This is a genomic window from Hyphomonas pacifica, from assembly GCF_000682675.1.
Lineage (GTDB): Bacteria > Pseudomonadota > Alphaproteobacteria > Caulobacterales > Hyphomonadaceae > Hyphomonas > Hyphomonas pacifica.
The window spans coordinates 1-14,046 of the sequence record NZ_AWFA01000028.1 but is presented as its reverse complement, the minus strand read 5'-3'; the positions used below and the strand labels follow the sequence as shown (position 1 = coordinate 14,046).

Below are 14,046 nucleotides of genomic sequence, written 5' to 3'. Positions count from 1 at the left end.
TGGGAGAAACGCGATGGGTGAAGCCAAGCGAAAGAAGCAAGAACGGGCTGCCTGGCCGGATTCTGATGGCTACAACGGCACGATAGATCTCCACGTTCTGCCGCCTGCGATGGAGATCGACGGGGCACGCATTCGCGAACTGACAGGTGATGATACAATACCGGACACGACGCAGGTCATATTGCGCGCGTTCAGAGCAGTGGTTGGTGAGCGGACCTTCCATGTCGGATTCTGCCTCGGTGACGGAGAATCCTTCAGTGCTGTTGGTATCGCCGTCATCGAAAGACTGTCGATGGAAGCGCCGGGAGCCGCACTTCACATTGTGCCTATCGTTCACGATGACATCGCATGGGACATCGTGATGCGGCATCTGCGCAGCTTCACGGGGCAGGTATTATTGTTCACCTTCCCGAATTCAGATGTTTACGATGCGGGCACCGCTGAAGTTTCCTACTCGAAACATATCCGTCAGTTCGATCCAAGCGGCGCTTTGCTTGGCCGATTGACCGAAGCGCAGCGGCGCAAGATACGCGAACAAAAAGCTGCGATGCTCAATCGACCGCCGCCGCCCAGATTCTATCCAGCATCCGGTGTCACGCAGGAAGACTCGCCATGGATATTCCGGGTTGGAACTCCTGCCGGAAAAGTCATCAGAACCGCCGTTTGGGATGGCCGTCGCAACTATGCGCATGAACTCCCTGAAGACATCGTGCGATGGGTTGGCGGCGACAGGATCGCCATCGTGCAGGTGGACAGTCCTGTTGGGGTCAATCGGCGGTCTTCACTCGACTTGACGCACAAGCTCGCCAAAGATTTCGATGGTGTCATTCACTGGGCGCGGGATACGGACACGTTTCAGTCGATTCTCAAGTCGTTTATCCGCCTCGATCTGGACTCGGTGAGTCCACCGGAGCTTCCTGCCGGTTGGGAGCCTGAAATCGTGATCTTCGCGGCAAACGGGGACCACGCGTGAAAAAAGCTGAATGCGAACAGGCTGTCCGGCATTTGTGCCATCAATGGCGGAAAGAATGTGGCTTTTCGTCCACTCCGGCAGACCAGTTGAGCTTCGGCAGCTTCCTGTCATGGGTCCAGCAGAATTATTCATCTTACCTTGATTTCCGCACCACCACCTCCGTCTCTTATGACGTGGAGATGTGGTTTGACGATGAATTCAAACAGAACTGGCGAAGGTAGGATCAGCATCGCGCGACACGGCTAACCCGAGGGCTGGCCGACGCCCGCCGCCAGACGCATCCATGCCGCTATGCCGACGCATCCGCCCCCGACGATGCAGAAGATTTGCCGCCAGATTTCGGACGGCACAGCCTCCTTGGTGATGCCATAGACCAGCGCATAGCCCGCCACGGCGGCGGGCGCGGCGAAGACAAGCGCGACGATCAGGCGGATGACGGGCGAGCGGATCGTCTCGAACAGCCCGGCCAGGACGCCGAAGGCGACGCCAGCCGAGAACAGCCCGACCAGCCCCGCGCCGATCAACCCGGAGCCGGTTTGGTCGGCGAACTGCGCAGCGGCCAGCCCGACGAAAAAGGGCAGCGCGTAGATGGCGAGCGTATAGGCGAGAACGCAGAGAAGCGCGATCAGCGCAACGCCCATGAACATGACGGCGACCATAATCTTGTTCCTTTGACTTTGCAGCACCGCCTTTCGTGCAGTCGTCAACACCGTCGCTGCGCATCTTTATGGTGCCGTTATCGTTCCAATCTGTCGAGGTCATCCGGCCGCGCGGGGAAGCCGCGCGGCCGCGATTTTTGGGGGTGGAAGACCGGGACCGCTTGCGCGATCCCGACCTGCCTTTCATTCCGCTGCGACGGGGAAAGCCTCATCCTCCGTAGCCTCGGCGCTCTCGGCCTCCGGCATGTCCCCGGTGGCGGGGGCTTCCTGCCGCTCGTCGGCCAGCCATGCGGGCCGTCCGGTACGCAGCACGGGCGGCAGCCAACCGGTTCCGGCCAGAAGCTGCTCGGCGGCTTCCGCCATTTCCGGCTTCTTCCTGTCCGCGATCTGGTCCGCCGCCTTGTCGCCAAGGGCGTCACGCACGGCGGTGAGGATTTGCGCCTTGGTGACGCGCCCGAGATAGGCCCGAACCGTGGGCGTCCAGTGCGCCGTCATGTCGAGCGCCACCGCCGTCGCCAGCCTGTCCGCGGTGGCGACGGCATGGCGCTTGTGGGTTTCCCACGGCTGCTTGACGGCATTGACGGTCAGCGAAGCGCAATGGGCGAACAGGGCCATGACGCTGGCATGGTCCAGTCCGGCAACGAAGCCCCAAAGCTCTGCCACGTCGCGCGGCATGTCCGCCGCCCATCCGGCATGGCGATCCTCCAACGCCTTCGCCGCCGCCGTGTCCTCGATCCCGTCCGCGTGGCTGGCGAGGTAGCTGCTCGTCGGGCGAATTTCGAGGCAATGGGCATCCCCGCCGCCGCGATAGAAGGTCTGTGCGGCGAGCGCATGGGTGACGGCGATCAAGGCCATGTCCGGCTGCTCGCCAAGGGCGAGACGCAGGGCAAGGGTGCGATGCGCGGTCAGGTCGCGGATGAGCGAGTCCGACAGCGGCTTGCCGTCATCCTCCGCGTCCTCGTCCTCCGGCCCGTGGTCGGAAACGGGATGGCCGTCGCAATCATGTTCGTCGCCGCCCATGATTTCGCCATCAACATTGACGCGCACCCCGTCGATAACGGTGCTGCTGTCCTCCGCTTCTTCTTCCTCCGGTTCCGGGGCTTCGTCTTCGGGCCGGATGAACCCGCGTTCGATGCGGGCTTCTCCGTCATGGTTCAGAACCACGAATACGCCACCGCGCGCGATCTCGTCGGCCTCATAGGCATGACGCCTGCCGTCGATCCGCTCGATTTCGGCTTCAAGCTCCGCGAAACGCTGATCCACTTCCGGCGGCAGGTCCACGTCTGCGTCCTCCCATTCCGCCGACAGGCGTTCAAGTTCCTCCTGCGCGGCGTCGTGGGCAGTTTCGACTGCCTCCGAAAGCTCCACCGGCTGCGGATAGGTTCGGCGCAGGCCGTGGGCGTGGGGCCAGTCGATATGGGCCGAAACCCATTTCCACCCCTCGGCTTCCTGAACTTGCCCCGCGATGCCTTCCAGCTTGTCGAGGGCCAGCCGGTCGAGCAACGCGGCATCCTCATAGAAGCCGCCGCGATCCTCGGTGAACAGGTCGCGTATGATGGTGCCGCCTGCCTCCGAATAGGCTTCCGCCCCGACAAGGATTGCGCGCCGGTCGGTCGCTGCCACATTGCTCGCCGTCAGGTCGCGACGGATAATCCACGGCTCGCGGTTATAGGACAGGTGTTCGTAAACCTGTTCCTGCCGGGCATGGTCCTCGGTGATGGCGAAGGCCATCAACTGATCCAGAGTCAGATCGCCGTCACGATAGACCTGCATCAGTTTGGGGCTGACCGCGCCGAGGCGAAGCCGCTGCTTCACCACATGGGCGGTGACGCCAAACCGGGCGGCGATTTCCTCCGCGCCCCATCCGCGCGTTTCGGCAAGCTCGCGGAAGCGCTCGAACTGGTCGGCGGGGTGCAGGTCTTCGCGGGTCACGTTCTCGTCAAGGCTGATCTCGGCAGGGTCGTTCGCCGTGTCGATGACGCAGCGGATCGGCTCGGTCCGCTTGATCTCCTTGCGCTTGGCGCGCAGCAACTGCGCCAGCCTGCGGCCTTCGCCGACACTCACCAGATAGCAGCCGGTCGGTTCGCCCTCCGCGTCAGTTTCCGGCTCCACCACCAGATTTTGCAGGATACCCTTGGCGGCGATGCTCGCAGCCTTCGCCTCGATGGACGCCTCGCTATGCGGGGTCTTCCGAGCGTTCTGTGGGTGCCTCTTGAGCTTGTTGAGCGGGATGAAAACCGTTTCGCCATGTTCGGGAACGGTCGGGGTCTGTGTCTTCGTCGTCATGGTCTTTCCTTTCATGGGCTTGGGTTGGAGCGCAGCGCTGCGCTGCAACCCTGCCCGTCGGCGAGACCGGGGGGTGCAAGGTGCAAGGGCGGACGGGCGGAGGGGGATCACCCGGCCTGCACAAGCGGATCGAAGTCATGACGAAGACGCGTAGCTGTACCCGCGCGGAAGGCTGGGGATACCGCCCGGCCGCCCTTGTGCCGCGCCAGGGGGCAGCGCCCCCAAGCAACCGGCCCGGCCAGAGCGAAGCGGAGACCGGGAGAGGAGATCTGATCGGGATATGGGACATCGGAACGCGGAGAGTGACTATCAGTGCATTCAGAGCAAGGACTTATCCATGTTGGGTCGTGTCTCTTGCTCAAGGGGGACAAAGTAGCCAAAATAGATCAAATGTTGAGACGGCAACCTAGATGAAAACGATGTCTGCAAAAGAAGCCAAGAATGGTTTCGGTCTGCTATTGGATACCGCGCGAGCGGAACCTGTGACCATCAAGAAGCACGGTCGTTCTGTGGCGGTCGTGCTTTCAATCGAGGTATATGAACGGCTTGTCGCCCGCAAAAGAGAAATAGGAAGGGACAGACAAGTTGGCGAAGATGAAGGGTTCGGGCAGTGATGCGGTACAAGCAAAGTAAGTCCGCATGACACTCCGACTGATCCATACCTCGGACTGGCAGATCGGAAAAGTTTTCCGGTTTGTTGACAGCGCAACGATGGGTTTGCTCCAGGACGCGCGTCTGCGGGCCGTCAGCAATCTTGGCGAGCTGGCCGTCAAACACGGCGCACGGCATGTCCTAGTTTCTGGCGATGTCTACGATATGGAAGCCTTGTCACCGCGTTCGCTTAACCAGCCGCTGGAACGGATGCGCAACTTCCCCGACACACATTGGCATCTGCTGCCCGGCAATCACGATCCGCACCGCCCCAACGGGCTTTGGGATCAACTCCTGCGTAAAGGGCTTCCTGCGAACGTTCATATTTATACTGAACCGGCACCAGTCACTTTCGGCGATGATGCGCTGTCGATCCTTCCAGCCCCTCTCTACCACCGCCGGCGGCTTGACGATCCGACGGCCTATATGGACGACGCGGCGCTGCCGGACGGACTCTTCCGTGTGGGGATTGCCCACGGCACGGTGACCGGCTTCGGATCGGAGGATCACGACGTTCACAACTTCATAGCGCCAGACCGCCCGGCCCGTGCCGGCCTGTCATATCTCGCAATGGGCGACTGGCATGGGCAAAAGAAGATCAACGAGCGCTGTTGGTACAGCGGCACGCCAGAGACCGACGCCTTCGATGTGACCGGCGGCGGCCAAGCGCTTCTTGTGGAAATCGAAGCCCAGGATCGCGCGCCGGAAGTCACCCCGCTGCCCACCGGGCATTACCAATGGCTCACTCGATCGGAGCGGATCAACAGTCGCGAGGACATAGACCGCCTCGCCCGCATGCTGCGAGCGGTCGCCGGCGATCTTGACCGGGTGCTCATCCGTTTGGCGGTCGAAGGCGCCGTATCGCTTGATGACCGACAATATTTCGAGAACGAAGTGGTGGACGGCGTATCAGCCGCGTTCTGCTTCATGCGCATTGATGACCAGCGCTTGTTCCCGCGCCCGACGGCTGAGGATTTGGATCAGATTGATCGCGGCGGCTTCGTCCGTGTGGCAGCGGAAGAGCTGAAACGCAAAGCCGAGGAAGGTAGCGACGGCGAACGCGCTATCGCCGCCGAAGCGTTGCAGCGTCTTTATATCGAGCACATGAAGCTCCGGGCAGGTCGCCAATGAAGCTGCGGTCGCTTGCGCTGAACCAGTTCAAGAAATTCACCACCCCGATGCGGCTCGACGGCATTGAGGACGGGCTGAATGTCGTTGTCGGCCCTAACGAGATGGGCAAATCAACGCTGCTTGACGCACTCCGGGCGGCGCTGTTTGAGAAATATAGCTCGAAGGCGCAGCCGATTACGGCATTGCAGAACGACCGCAATCAGGCCGGGCCGGTTGTCGAGCTTGCCTTTGAACTGGATGACGGCGTTTACAGAATAACAAAACGCTTCATCAAAAAGCCCTATGCCCGGTTGTCATGCCCCGACGGACGAACACTGGAAGGCGACGCCGCCGAAGATACCCTGCGCGATTTGCTGGGGTTCGATGAACCGGGAAAAAGCGGTGCCAAAGCGGAAACGCTCGGCATGTGGAACGTGCTGTGGGTGCAACAGGGTCACTCATTCGGCGCGCTCGACTTGCCGCAAAGCGCCAGAGCCAATCTGCATAGCGCCTTAGAATCCGAGGTCGGCACGGTGCTCGGCGGCCGTCGCGGCCGGGCGCTGCCGCAGGCCATCGAAAAGCAGCTTGGCGAACTGGTCACGAGCGCCGGAAAGCCGCGCGGCGCGTATAAGGAATTAATCGACAATACCGAAACGCTGGAAACCGAGCTTGCGGGTTTACAGGGTCGCCGCGACGAGCTGTCCAGAACACTCGATCAGCTTGAGCAGGCGCAGGAGACTTTGGCGCGCTTGTCCACCAGTTACCGCGACGAGGCCGACGAGACGGAACTGACGGACGCCCGGAAGCGTCATGGCCATTTGGCGGAACTGGAAGCGCGTATCGACGCAGCGAACAGCGATCTTGCCCTGAAGCAGCGCAATCTTGAGCAGGCCAACCAGGTTCTGACTGAGCGTACCGCACTGAGACAGGCCATTGCTGACGAAGAAGAGGTCGTGGAAACCGCCCGCCAGGGTCTGGAGGACGTTCGCACCAGGGAAAAAGAGGCGCGGGCGCGGCTTGCCGAACTTCGGACTGCTGTCCGTGAAGCCGAGGCCGCCGTTACCGCAGCAGATGACGCAGTATCTCATCAGCGGCGTATATTAGTGGCAGTCGAACGCCAAGCCCGTATTCGTGAACTCGAAGGACGGCGCGAAAAAGCAACGGCAGCAGAAGAACGGCAACGCAGGGCCCGTCAGGACGCTGCCGCCATTCTCGTTACAGACGAGACCCTGACGGAAATTCGTGATGCCGCTAAAGCGCTCGAAACCATCGACAGCCGCCTAAGCGCCGCTGCCACCCGCATCACATTCGATATGGCGGGCGACGCTCTATCAGGAATCGAAGTTGATGGCCGCAAGGTGGCGGTCGATGACCCGCCCATCCACGCGGTCGGTCCGACGACGATCACAATTCCCGGCCGTGGCCGCATCACCGTCGAACCAGCGATCAAGGACCGGGATAAGCTGCGCGATCAGCAACGCGAAGCGAGAACCGCCCTTGAGACGGCCTTGCAGGCCGGGGGCGTGAAGACCGTCGATGACGCGGAGGATCAGCACAAGAAACGGCAGAAGTTTGTGCAGGATGGGGAACTCGCCCGTCAGGAAGCCGCATTGCATGCGCCGGCCACGGACGATCACGACGCCGGTGCCGAAGCTCTTGCAGGCTATGTGGAGAGTTTGCAGCTCATTCTGACGCGCGATCTCGCCGATCTGGAAATCGACACGCTTCCCACAAAGCAGGAGGCCGACACAGAGCTGCGCGCCACCCTTGAACAGGCCGAAGAGGCCCGAAGCGCCGTAGATGCGGCTAGGGCGGCCCTCGGTGGTCCCGAAGATGCGCTGGGAGCACTCCAGACCGAACTCGGAACCGTCAGAACGCGGTATGACGACAGCGGCGTTCGGTTGGAAAAGCTACGCTCAGAACTGGCGGCTGCCGAAGAAAATCAGGCGGACAGCGCCCTGCAAGCCGCGATCAATGCCGCCGAAAAGGCAGTGTCAGACCAGGAAGATGCCATTGCCAGTCTGACAGATCAGCGAACGGACGAAACCCTTCCTCAACTCGAAGCCCGCATCGGCCGTCTCGAACAGGCGATAAAGGATCGCCGTGAAAAACGCGGCAACCTTAAGGAAACCATTGCCGGTCTGCGCTCGCACATCGAAGTCCTCGAAGGTGTCGGTTTGGACGAGGCCATTGAACAGAAGGCACGCGAGCTGGAACGCGCGACGGACGACCGCCGTCGCGCCGAACGGGAAGTTCGGGTACTGGAGTTGTTGTTGGCGACTTTGCGAGCCGCCGAGCAGGAGGCGAAGGAGCGCTACCTGTCTCCTGTGCTCAACCGCGTGCGGCCGTATTTGCAACTCCTGTTTCCCGGTGCCGAAATCACAATCGATGAAGACCTGCGCATCGTCGGCGTTATCAGGGAGGCTGGATACGAGGAAGCCTTCCATCACCTAAGCATGGGGACCCAGGAGCAGATCGCGGTTCTGATCCGGCTCGCTTTTGCCGAAATGCTGGTGGAGCAGGGCCACCCAGCAACCGTCATACTGGATGACGCGCTCGTATTCTCCGATGACCGACGCATGAACCGGATGTTCGACATACTAAACATGGCGGCGCGCAACGTTCAGGTCGTCATTTTCACATGCCGCGAACAGCTCTTTGAGGAATTGGGTGGGCGGCAGCTCTTATTGAAAGCCGGGAGCGCGGAGGAATTGGTATCGGCATGACAATGAGAGGATTGTCGAATACAGGTAAATATATGGAGCCACAATAATGCGATAGCGCGCCGATGCTCTTCGATCTCCCGTCCGTCCGTGCCGGTAACATCAAGGTGCACCTCCACCAGCGCCGTCCGCAGGCCGTCTTGGAATGGGTCGAACGGCTTTCCTAAATGCCTAGTCAGCGGTGTGCACGATCCGGGTCAAAAGGCGCAGCCGCAGGGAATCGGGAAAGTGAGACGAAACGTGTTATATCCGCTCATAGTGATAATGACCTTTTTTGATGTTCTCATTCAGATAGACGCCGTGTGAGGGGGCGGCCATCAGCGCTTCGTAGACGATGCTGGGCACGTTGAAATATTGATAAATACTGTTGTTGAGAAACTCGACCTCCAACACCTCTGTGGCCGGATCATAGCCAATCGAGGCGATGTTGCTCGAACTGACGGGCTGCCTTTGCATCACGAGTCCTCCATTTTCGGTTCCTGTCCCCATTTCGGGTCTTGCGATCTCCATGCTGCGGCGAGCCGCTCATAGTCTTCGTCCCCGCGCGGTCGTGCCCAAGCTTCGCTGACTCTCGGATCCTCGCTGTTCGGCCGCTCGCCAGCCCGCGGCAAGTTGATGCGACAGCGGATCGGCAGACGCGCTGCTTCGCCCATGATGATCGCTTCGCCGGTTCGCAGAACCGGCAGCGTGTCGACAAGTCCGCTCAAGCTATCCGGCAACGCGGCTTTAACCTTGGCCTGATCGGCACTATTTGAGAGGCGGAGCGCCATCAGAGTTCCGCACTGCGAAAGGATGGTCTCGTCTATTTCGGAGGGGCGTTGGCTAACGATCATTGCCCCGACCCCGAACTTACGTCCTTCCTTGACGATCCGCTGGACCATGTCGCGCGCAGGGTTGTCACCGTCTTTGCCCAAATATCGGTGCGCCTCTTCCATGACCACGAGTTCGGGCCTTGCTCGCCCGCCCTCGGGCAAACTTCGGCCCCAGAACAGCGCTTCGTAGGTGATATTGAGGATGCCGCCGATCAGGCGCACCAGAACCTGGCTAGGTACGCCCGACAGATCGAGCACGGTGATCGGCTTGTTATGGCCGAACCAGCTTTGCAGTAGGTCAGGCAAATCCTTACTGGGTTTGCCCGCGAGATCGGGTTCCCAGTCACCAGGGTGAAGCATAAAATCATATTGCCGATCGAGCAGACGCGAGCGCATTTGCGCGAGTTGGCGGCGAATGCCCAGTACCCCAGTCTGATTCTGGTCCGGCAACGCACTCCCGGCTCCTGGGGGTTGATATTTCGGTGCTTTCAGGGCTTCCGCATCGCCTTCCTCATCGATCGCCCTCTGCGTGCGCTCCTTGTCAGCCCATGTCTTGTATTCGGGATCGATCAATTCAAACCAGAGCTGCTTGAGGCTGAACGGTAAAGGCGTGCTAACTGTCAAGGCGTTCACGTCAACACCGGCGACACCGTCTGCGACTGACAGCTTGGCCGCCTGTATCTTGTCCAGCACGCCGGTGTAGGCGTTCTCTGAGAGCGGTCCCATCAGGAAATCTAGCAGGGTGAGAGTATCGAGTGCCCAATAGGGGACGTGGAGAGGTTGCTCATCCTCAGACGGATTTACCCTGAAAACCTCAGCGACCGACTTGAGCGCGTCGCCATATTCGCCGTGAATGTCGAGCAGCAGAATGCGGGAGCTCGAACAATGCTTGCCGCCGCTGGCCTGACATATCGACCGCAGAAGGCTGGCGATCGTGGTAGATTTGCCGGAGCCGGTAGAGCCCAAGACAGCGCTATGGCGTGTGACGAGACGATCTAGATCGATCTGGACCGGAATGCTCTCGGCGCCCGCCAGCCGTCCGATTGCAATTTGGCCGGTGTGTTCGGCGCCATAGATGCGGCCGAGATCGTCCTCGGTGACGAGATGGACCTCATCGTTGATGCCGGGGTATTGGCTGATGCCGCGCTCGAAGCTCGTCTCAACAATTTCTCCGACCAGTTGCACCGTCATCCAGCTTTCGCCTCGTTGACGCGCATCAACGAGGGTATCGGGCGTGGCTTGCGCGCCCACTTCCGAGATTACTCCATAGAGATCGTGATAGCCCTGCGGTATACGCACGAAGCTTCCGACCTGAGCCACCCGGTAGCTGCGGCCTGCAATGATCGCGATTCCAGACGCGACAGATTCCGCCTGTCTGACGCTGATAGTCGCGCCCGCGACGCTCCCGACGCGGCCAAGAAAGGTCGGGCCGGTCACGCGGTCGGCACCGCGGTGGCGGCGTCCTCGACGGCGTCGAATGCCTGGGGCGAGCGCGAGTTGGCGAAGAAGCGGGCGAAATCCTCAATGGCACCGAGCTTGAAACCGCCATCCGGGCCACCCGTCGGCGGTGACCAATAGCTCTTGCGAATCGGCCCCCAATCCTTGGTCGGCAGCTCATTCGGCGCCTGCCAGTCGGCCGCGACGCCGCTCACAACCGCCTTGTCACGCGCATAGACGCTAAAATTGGAGCGGCGGGAAGCGAGTTCAGCGGCGTAGGTTTCCTTGTCCAAGTTCTGAAACTGAAAGGCGAACACGCTGGCTGCGGGGTTGGCGTCAAGCGCCTCGCTGACTCGGTCAGTGATATGCGCATCGGCGTAGGAGAAACCGATCGATATCAGCAGCGTGTCCTCGATCGTGAGAAATGTGCGCAGACGTTCAAGCAACGCGGAGTAAGGCGCCTTCTGAGTCTGGTCGTATTTGAGATGCTCGGGAAAAATCAGGTGTGTCGCATCATCGCGACCCGTTCGAACAACCTCGCCCGCTTCATTGGCCTTCCACCCCAGTGAGCCATGCACCTTCCAAAGCCGCGTCCACCGGGGGGAAAGCTGATCGGTGGACACGGAGGCGGGATCAAAGAACGCTTCTCGCGCACCAGTGAAGCCATCAAAATAAGGCGCTTTGACGCGTTCGAATGCCTCTTCGAACAGCAGGTCATAGTTGGTGGTGAAGATTTCCACGGCGTGAGCACGCGGCGCACCGGTAATCCAACTCACCAACTCGCTGTATGGAGTAGGACCGGTAGGAAGGCGAACCTTCACAATACGGCCAATCTCGGCACAAATGGCGTCAGCCATCTTTTTGTATCCTTCACCATCCAAGCCATGAACTTTAGTCTTGCCAATGATGCCGCCAAGCGAACGGACCCGGGAAAGCAAAGTCTCGATATCGTGGCGCTCAAGATCATCTTTAAGGCCATCGATCTGAACTTGGTAGGTTGGCTTGATCACGGTCAGGACTTGATCGGTGAGACCAGCAACGGCGGGAATGAGCGGACGGGTGCCGTCGGTGTGTGCCATGCCAGCAGGTGCACCTGCGCCAACTAAGAGGCCGACACGCTTGCGACCTTGAGCAATGATCGTCCGCAGCGACGCCATGTATTGGTCAGGATTGTGAAAACTGATGCTCAAATGGCTTGCCCCCAACGTTAGTCCCCCTAGCTGTATTAGTCGATCACAGCAGGATTATCGTCAAGGTGTTTGAATCGGCTCGTTCCTAACCACTATCGCTTGGTCTAATGGATCCGAAGATATAGCGAGCGACTGGATCGACAGAGCCTAGTCGCAAGCGGCCATTCCAGAATGGTCATAGCGAGCCCCATCCTTTTATGTGGCCTTAGAGGGCTATGGAGTAGACATAGTTCTCATCGCTATCCCGCATGCCCCGCCATCCCACTTTCCAAACAGAGAAAAGTACCGTCACCTCCGCGCAAAGCCCACACACCGCGGGTTGGCGCCAGGCTGCATCTCCGTTTTCAGAATGGGCCGGAACAGGGCGGGTTTCGCGCCGGAAATCTGTCACCGTCTCCAATCGCCAAATGCAAGAGTACCCTCAGGGCCCGATTTCCCTGATAAGGGATTGTCAAAGGAACCGGGCTTGAGGCGGCGATTCCTGCCGTCTAGTCTCGGGAAATAACCAAGTCACCGTTTCGCTAGTTCAAGACGTCACCGGAAATCATTCAGCTTGGGGTGAGGATGTATGTCAGATTTCCATTATCACTGCGCAACGCCGAAGACCTGCTCCATGAGCGAGGGATTGATACTTGCCACGAAACGGTGAAGCATTGGGTCGAGCGCTTCGGCACCTACTTCGCGTGTAAGGTCCGCAAGCGCCGGTCGGAGGGTATGCGGCAGAGTCCGCAATGGCAGTGGCACCTGAGCGAGGTCTTCGTGAAGATCCGAGGGAAGACTCACTACCCTTGAGGAGCTGTCAATCATGAGGGGGAGATGCTGGAGTCATTTGTCACGAAAACTCGCGACAAAGCTTCAGCGTTGAAATTTATAAGAAAAGTCATGAAACGCTATGGCGGTCCCAAGGTGATCGTAACGGATAAATGTCCACCATATCGGGCAGCAATGAACGCGATCGGGAACGAGGACCGCCAGGAAACTGGCAGGCATCTCAATAACCGCGCTGAAAATTCACACTTACCATTCCGAAGGCGAGATCGAGCTATGTCTCGATTCCGGCGAATGCGACGTTTACAAAAGTTCGCCTCAATCCATTCGTCTGTGTACAATCACTTGAATCATCAAAGGAATATCGAGAGCAGGGCCAGGTTCAAAGCACTTCGAGACGTCGCTCTTCTCGAATGGCGCGAAATGGTCGCTGCCTGAGGCCTGTTTGCTCGCAAAAAGCGGTGATGGGGGCGTATTCGTCTGACAGCACCGTCGATTCGAATATGACTTTCCCCCATGAAGCCGACTGCGCAAACCCGAGGGACTTCGGGGGGGGCGGGAAATTTGCCTGCGGCTTTTGCAAGACTTGCAGGATAGTTTGTATTTCATTCTGTTTACCCAGAGAAATGGGCGTGATATTCAATTACAAACAAAAGTTTTGTATATGGAATAAGCGATGTTCAAAATTGGGTTGATAGGATGTGGGGGGATCGCGACCGCGCTTGTGGAGACGCTGAAGCCCTACGCACCCGCAGTACAGATATGTGGCGTGTTGGCCCAACGAAGCTCAGCGGCCAAGGTGAGTTTTTTGGAGCACACGGTCATTGCAGCAAACGTCGAAGAGCTGGTTCAACTGGCTCCGGATCTCGTGGTGGAATGTGCCAGCCATTCTGCTGTGAGGGAATATGGCGAACGCATACTTGAATCCGGTATTGGTCTTGTAATTACGTCGATCGGGGTGCTGGCCGAGGAGCCCTTCAGGCAGGCGCTTGATGAAGCGAGTAAGAAAGGTGGCGCACGGTATTATTTGACCAGTGGTGCCATAGGGGGGCTCGACGCATTGCGTGCGGCACGATTGGGTAAACTCGATCGTGTCCACTACAGAGGTATCAAACCCGCGACGAGTTGGGCCGGACTCGAACAAAATAGACTGAAGAAAATCATGTCTGCTGCGCAGCCGGAGACGATCTACAGCGGAAATGCGCGCTCAGCTGCGCTTGATTATCCCAAAAATTCGAATGTTGCAGCGGCCATCGCTCTGGAAGGTGTTGGTTTTGAGCGCACCCATGTGGAATTGATTGCGGACCCAAAGGCTCAATTCAATACGCATGAGATCAGCTTCTCAGGCGAGGACGGCGAATTTCATTTCAGCATTATAGGGAGACCCTCTCCACAAAACCCACGCATTGTCCGTTTTCGAACGGTTGAGACACTCTG

General features: G+C 59.3%; 11 protein-coding genes and 1 pseudogene. 7 read left to right on the top strand and 5 right to left on the bottom strand.

Annotated features, from left to right (window positions below; all coding sequences use genetic code 11):
• Nucleotides 1-13: 13 nt before the first annotated feature.
• Together HY2_RS09920 and HY2_RS09915 are read left to right on the top strand one after the other, a co-directional pair.
• A complete protein-coding gene (locus HY2_RS09920; protein ID WP_034827190.1) occupies nucleotides 14-973 on the top strand; it encodes a hypothetical protein in 960 nt (319 codons plus the stop codon).
• Nucleotides 970-1,194, top strand: coding sequence for a hypothetical protein (locus HY2_RS09915; protein ID WP_034827189.1), 225 nt, complete (start codon nucleotides 970-972; stop codon nucleotides 1,192-1,194). Before HY2_RS09920 ends, HY2_RS09915 begins: the two co-directional genes overlap by 4 nt.
• Before the next feature lie 21 nt (nucleotides 1,195-1,215).
• Here the strand turns inward: HY2_RS09915 and HY2_RS09910 are convergent, their stop codons facing one another.
• Together HY2_RS09910 and HY2_RS09905 are read right to left on the bottom strand one after the other, a co-directional pair.
• Nucleotides 1,216-1,632, bottom strand: a complete 417-nt coding sequence (locus tag HY2_RS09910) for a hypothetical protein (protein ID WP_034827188.1) — start codon at nucleotides 1,630-1,632, stop codon at nucleotides 1,216-1,218.
• A gap of 183 nt (nucleotides 1,633-1,815) precedes the next feature.
• Nucleotides 1,816-3,918, bottom strand: coding sequence for a ParB/RepB/Spo0J family partition protein (locus tag HY2_RS09905; protein WP_034827211.1), 2,103 nt, complete (start codon nucleotides 3,916-3,918; stop codon nucleotides 1,816-1,818).
• Nucleotides 3,919-4,328: 410 nt separating this feature from the next.
• Between HY2_RS09905 and HY2_RS09900 the strand changes: the two genes are divergently transcribed.
• Genes HY2_RS09900 through HY2_RS09890 form a run of 3 tightly spaced genes read left to right on the top strand, consistent with a single transcriptional unit; the run spans nucleotide 4,329 to nucleotide 8,405 of the window.
• Nucleotides 4,329-4,532, top strand: coding sequence for a type II toxin-antitoxin system Phd/YefM family antitoxin (locus tag HY2_RS09900; protein ID WP_034827187.1), 204 nt, complete (start codon nucleotides 4,329-4,331; stop codon nucleotides 4,530-4,532).
• Between the two features lie 25 nt (nucleotides 4,533-4,557).
• Nucleotides 4,558-5,700 (top strand): metallophosphoesterase family protein, encoded by a 1,143-nt coding sequence (locus tag HY2_RS09895; protein WP_034827185.1) that lies wholly within the window; start codon nucleotides 4,558-4,560, stop codon nucleotides 5,698-5,700.
• Nucleotides 5,697-8,405, top strand: a complete 2,709-nt coding sequence (locus tag HY2_RS09890) for an AAA family ATPase (protein WP_034827183.1) — start codon at nucleotides 5,697-5,699, stop codon at nucleotides 8,403-8,405. The genes HY2_RS09895 and HY2_RS09890 overlap by 4 nt, the downstream gene beginning before the upstream one ends.
• A gap of 240 nt (nucleotides 8,406-8,645) precedes the next feature.
• Here the strand turns inward: HY2_RS09890 and HY2_RS09885 are convergent, their stop codons facing one another.
• The 3 genes from HY2_RS09885 to HY2_RS09875 are packed head-to-tail and all read right to left on the bottom strand — an operon-like array spanning nucleotide 8,646 to nucleotide 11,841.
• Nucleotides 8,646-8,858 (bottom strand): KTSC domain-containing protein, encoded by a 213-nt coding sequence (locus HY2_RS09885; RefSeq protein ID WP_034827181.1) that lies wholly within the window; start codon nucleotides 8,856-8,858, stop codon nucleotides 8,646-8,648.
• Nucleotides 8,858-10,651: an ATP-binding protein gene (locus tag HY2_RS09880; protein WP_051594901.1), complete on the bottom strand. Its 1,794-nt coding sequence runs from the start codon at nucleotides 10,649-10,651 to the stop codon at nucleotides 8,858-8,860. Before HY2_RS09880 ends, HY2_RS09885 begins: the two co-directional genes overlap by 1 nt.
• Nucleotides 10,648-11,841, bottom strand: coding sequence for an SIR2 family NAD-dependent protein deacylase (locus HY2_RS09875; protein ID WP_081815009.1), 1,194 nt, complete (start codon nucleotides 11,839-11,841; stop codon nucleotides 10,648-10,650). The genes HY2_RS09880 and HY2_RS09875 overlap by 4 nt, the downstream gene beginning before the upstream one ends.
• Nucleotides 11,842-12,384: 543 nt before the next feature.
• Between HY2_RS09875 and HY2_RS17865 the strand changes: the two are divergent.
• Nucleotides 12,385-13,047 (top strand): annotated as a pseudogene (locus HY2_RS17865) (IS6 family transposase).
• A 238-nt stretch (nucleotides 13,048-13,285) separates the two neighbouring features.
• Nucleotides 13,286-14,046 (top strand): aspartate dehydrogenase (locus HY2_RS09865; protein WP_034827179.1); only part of this gene is annotated, 761 nt, incomplete at its 3' end.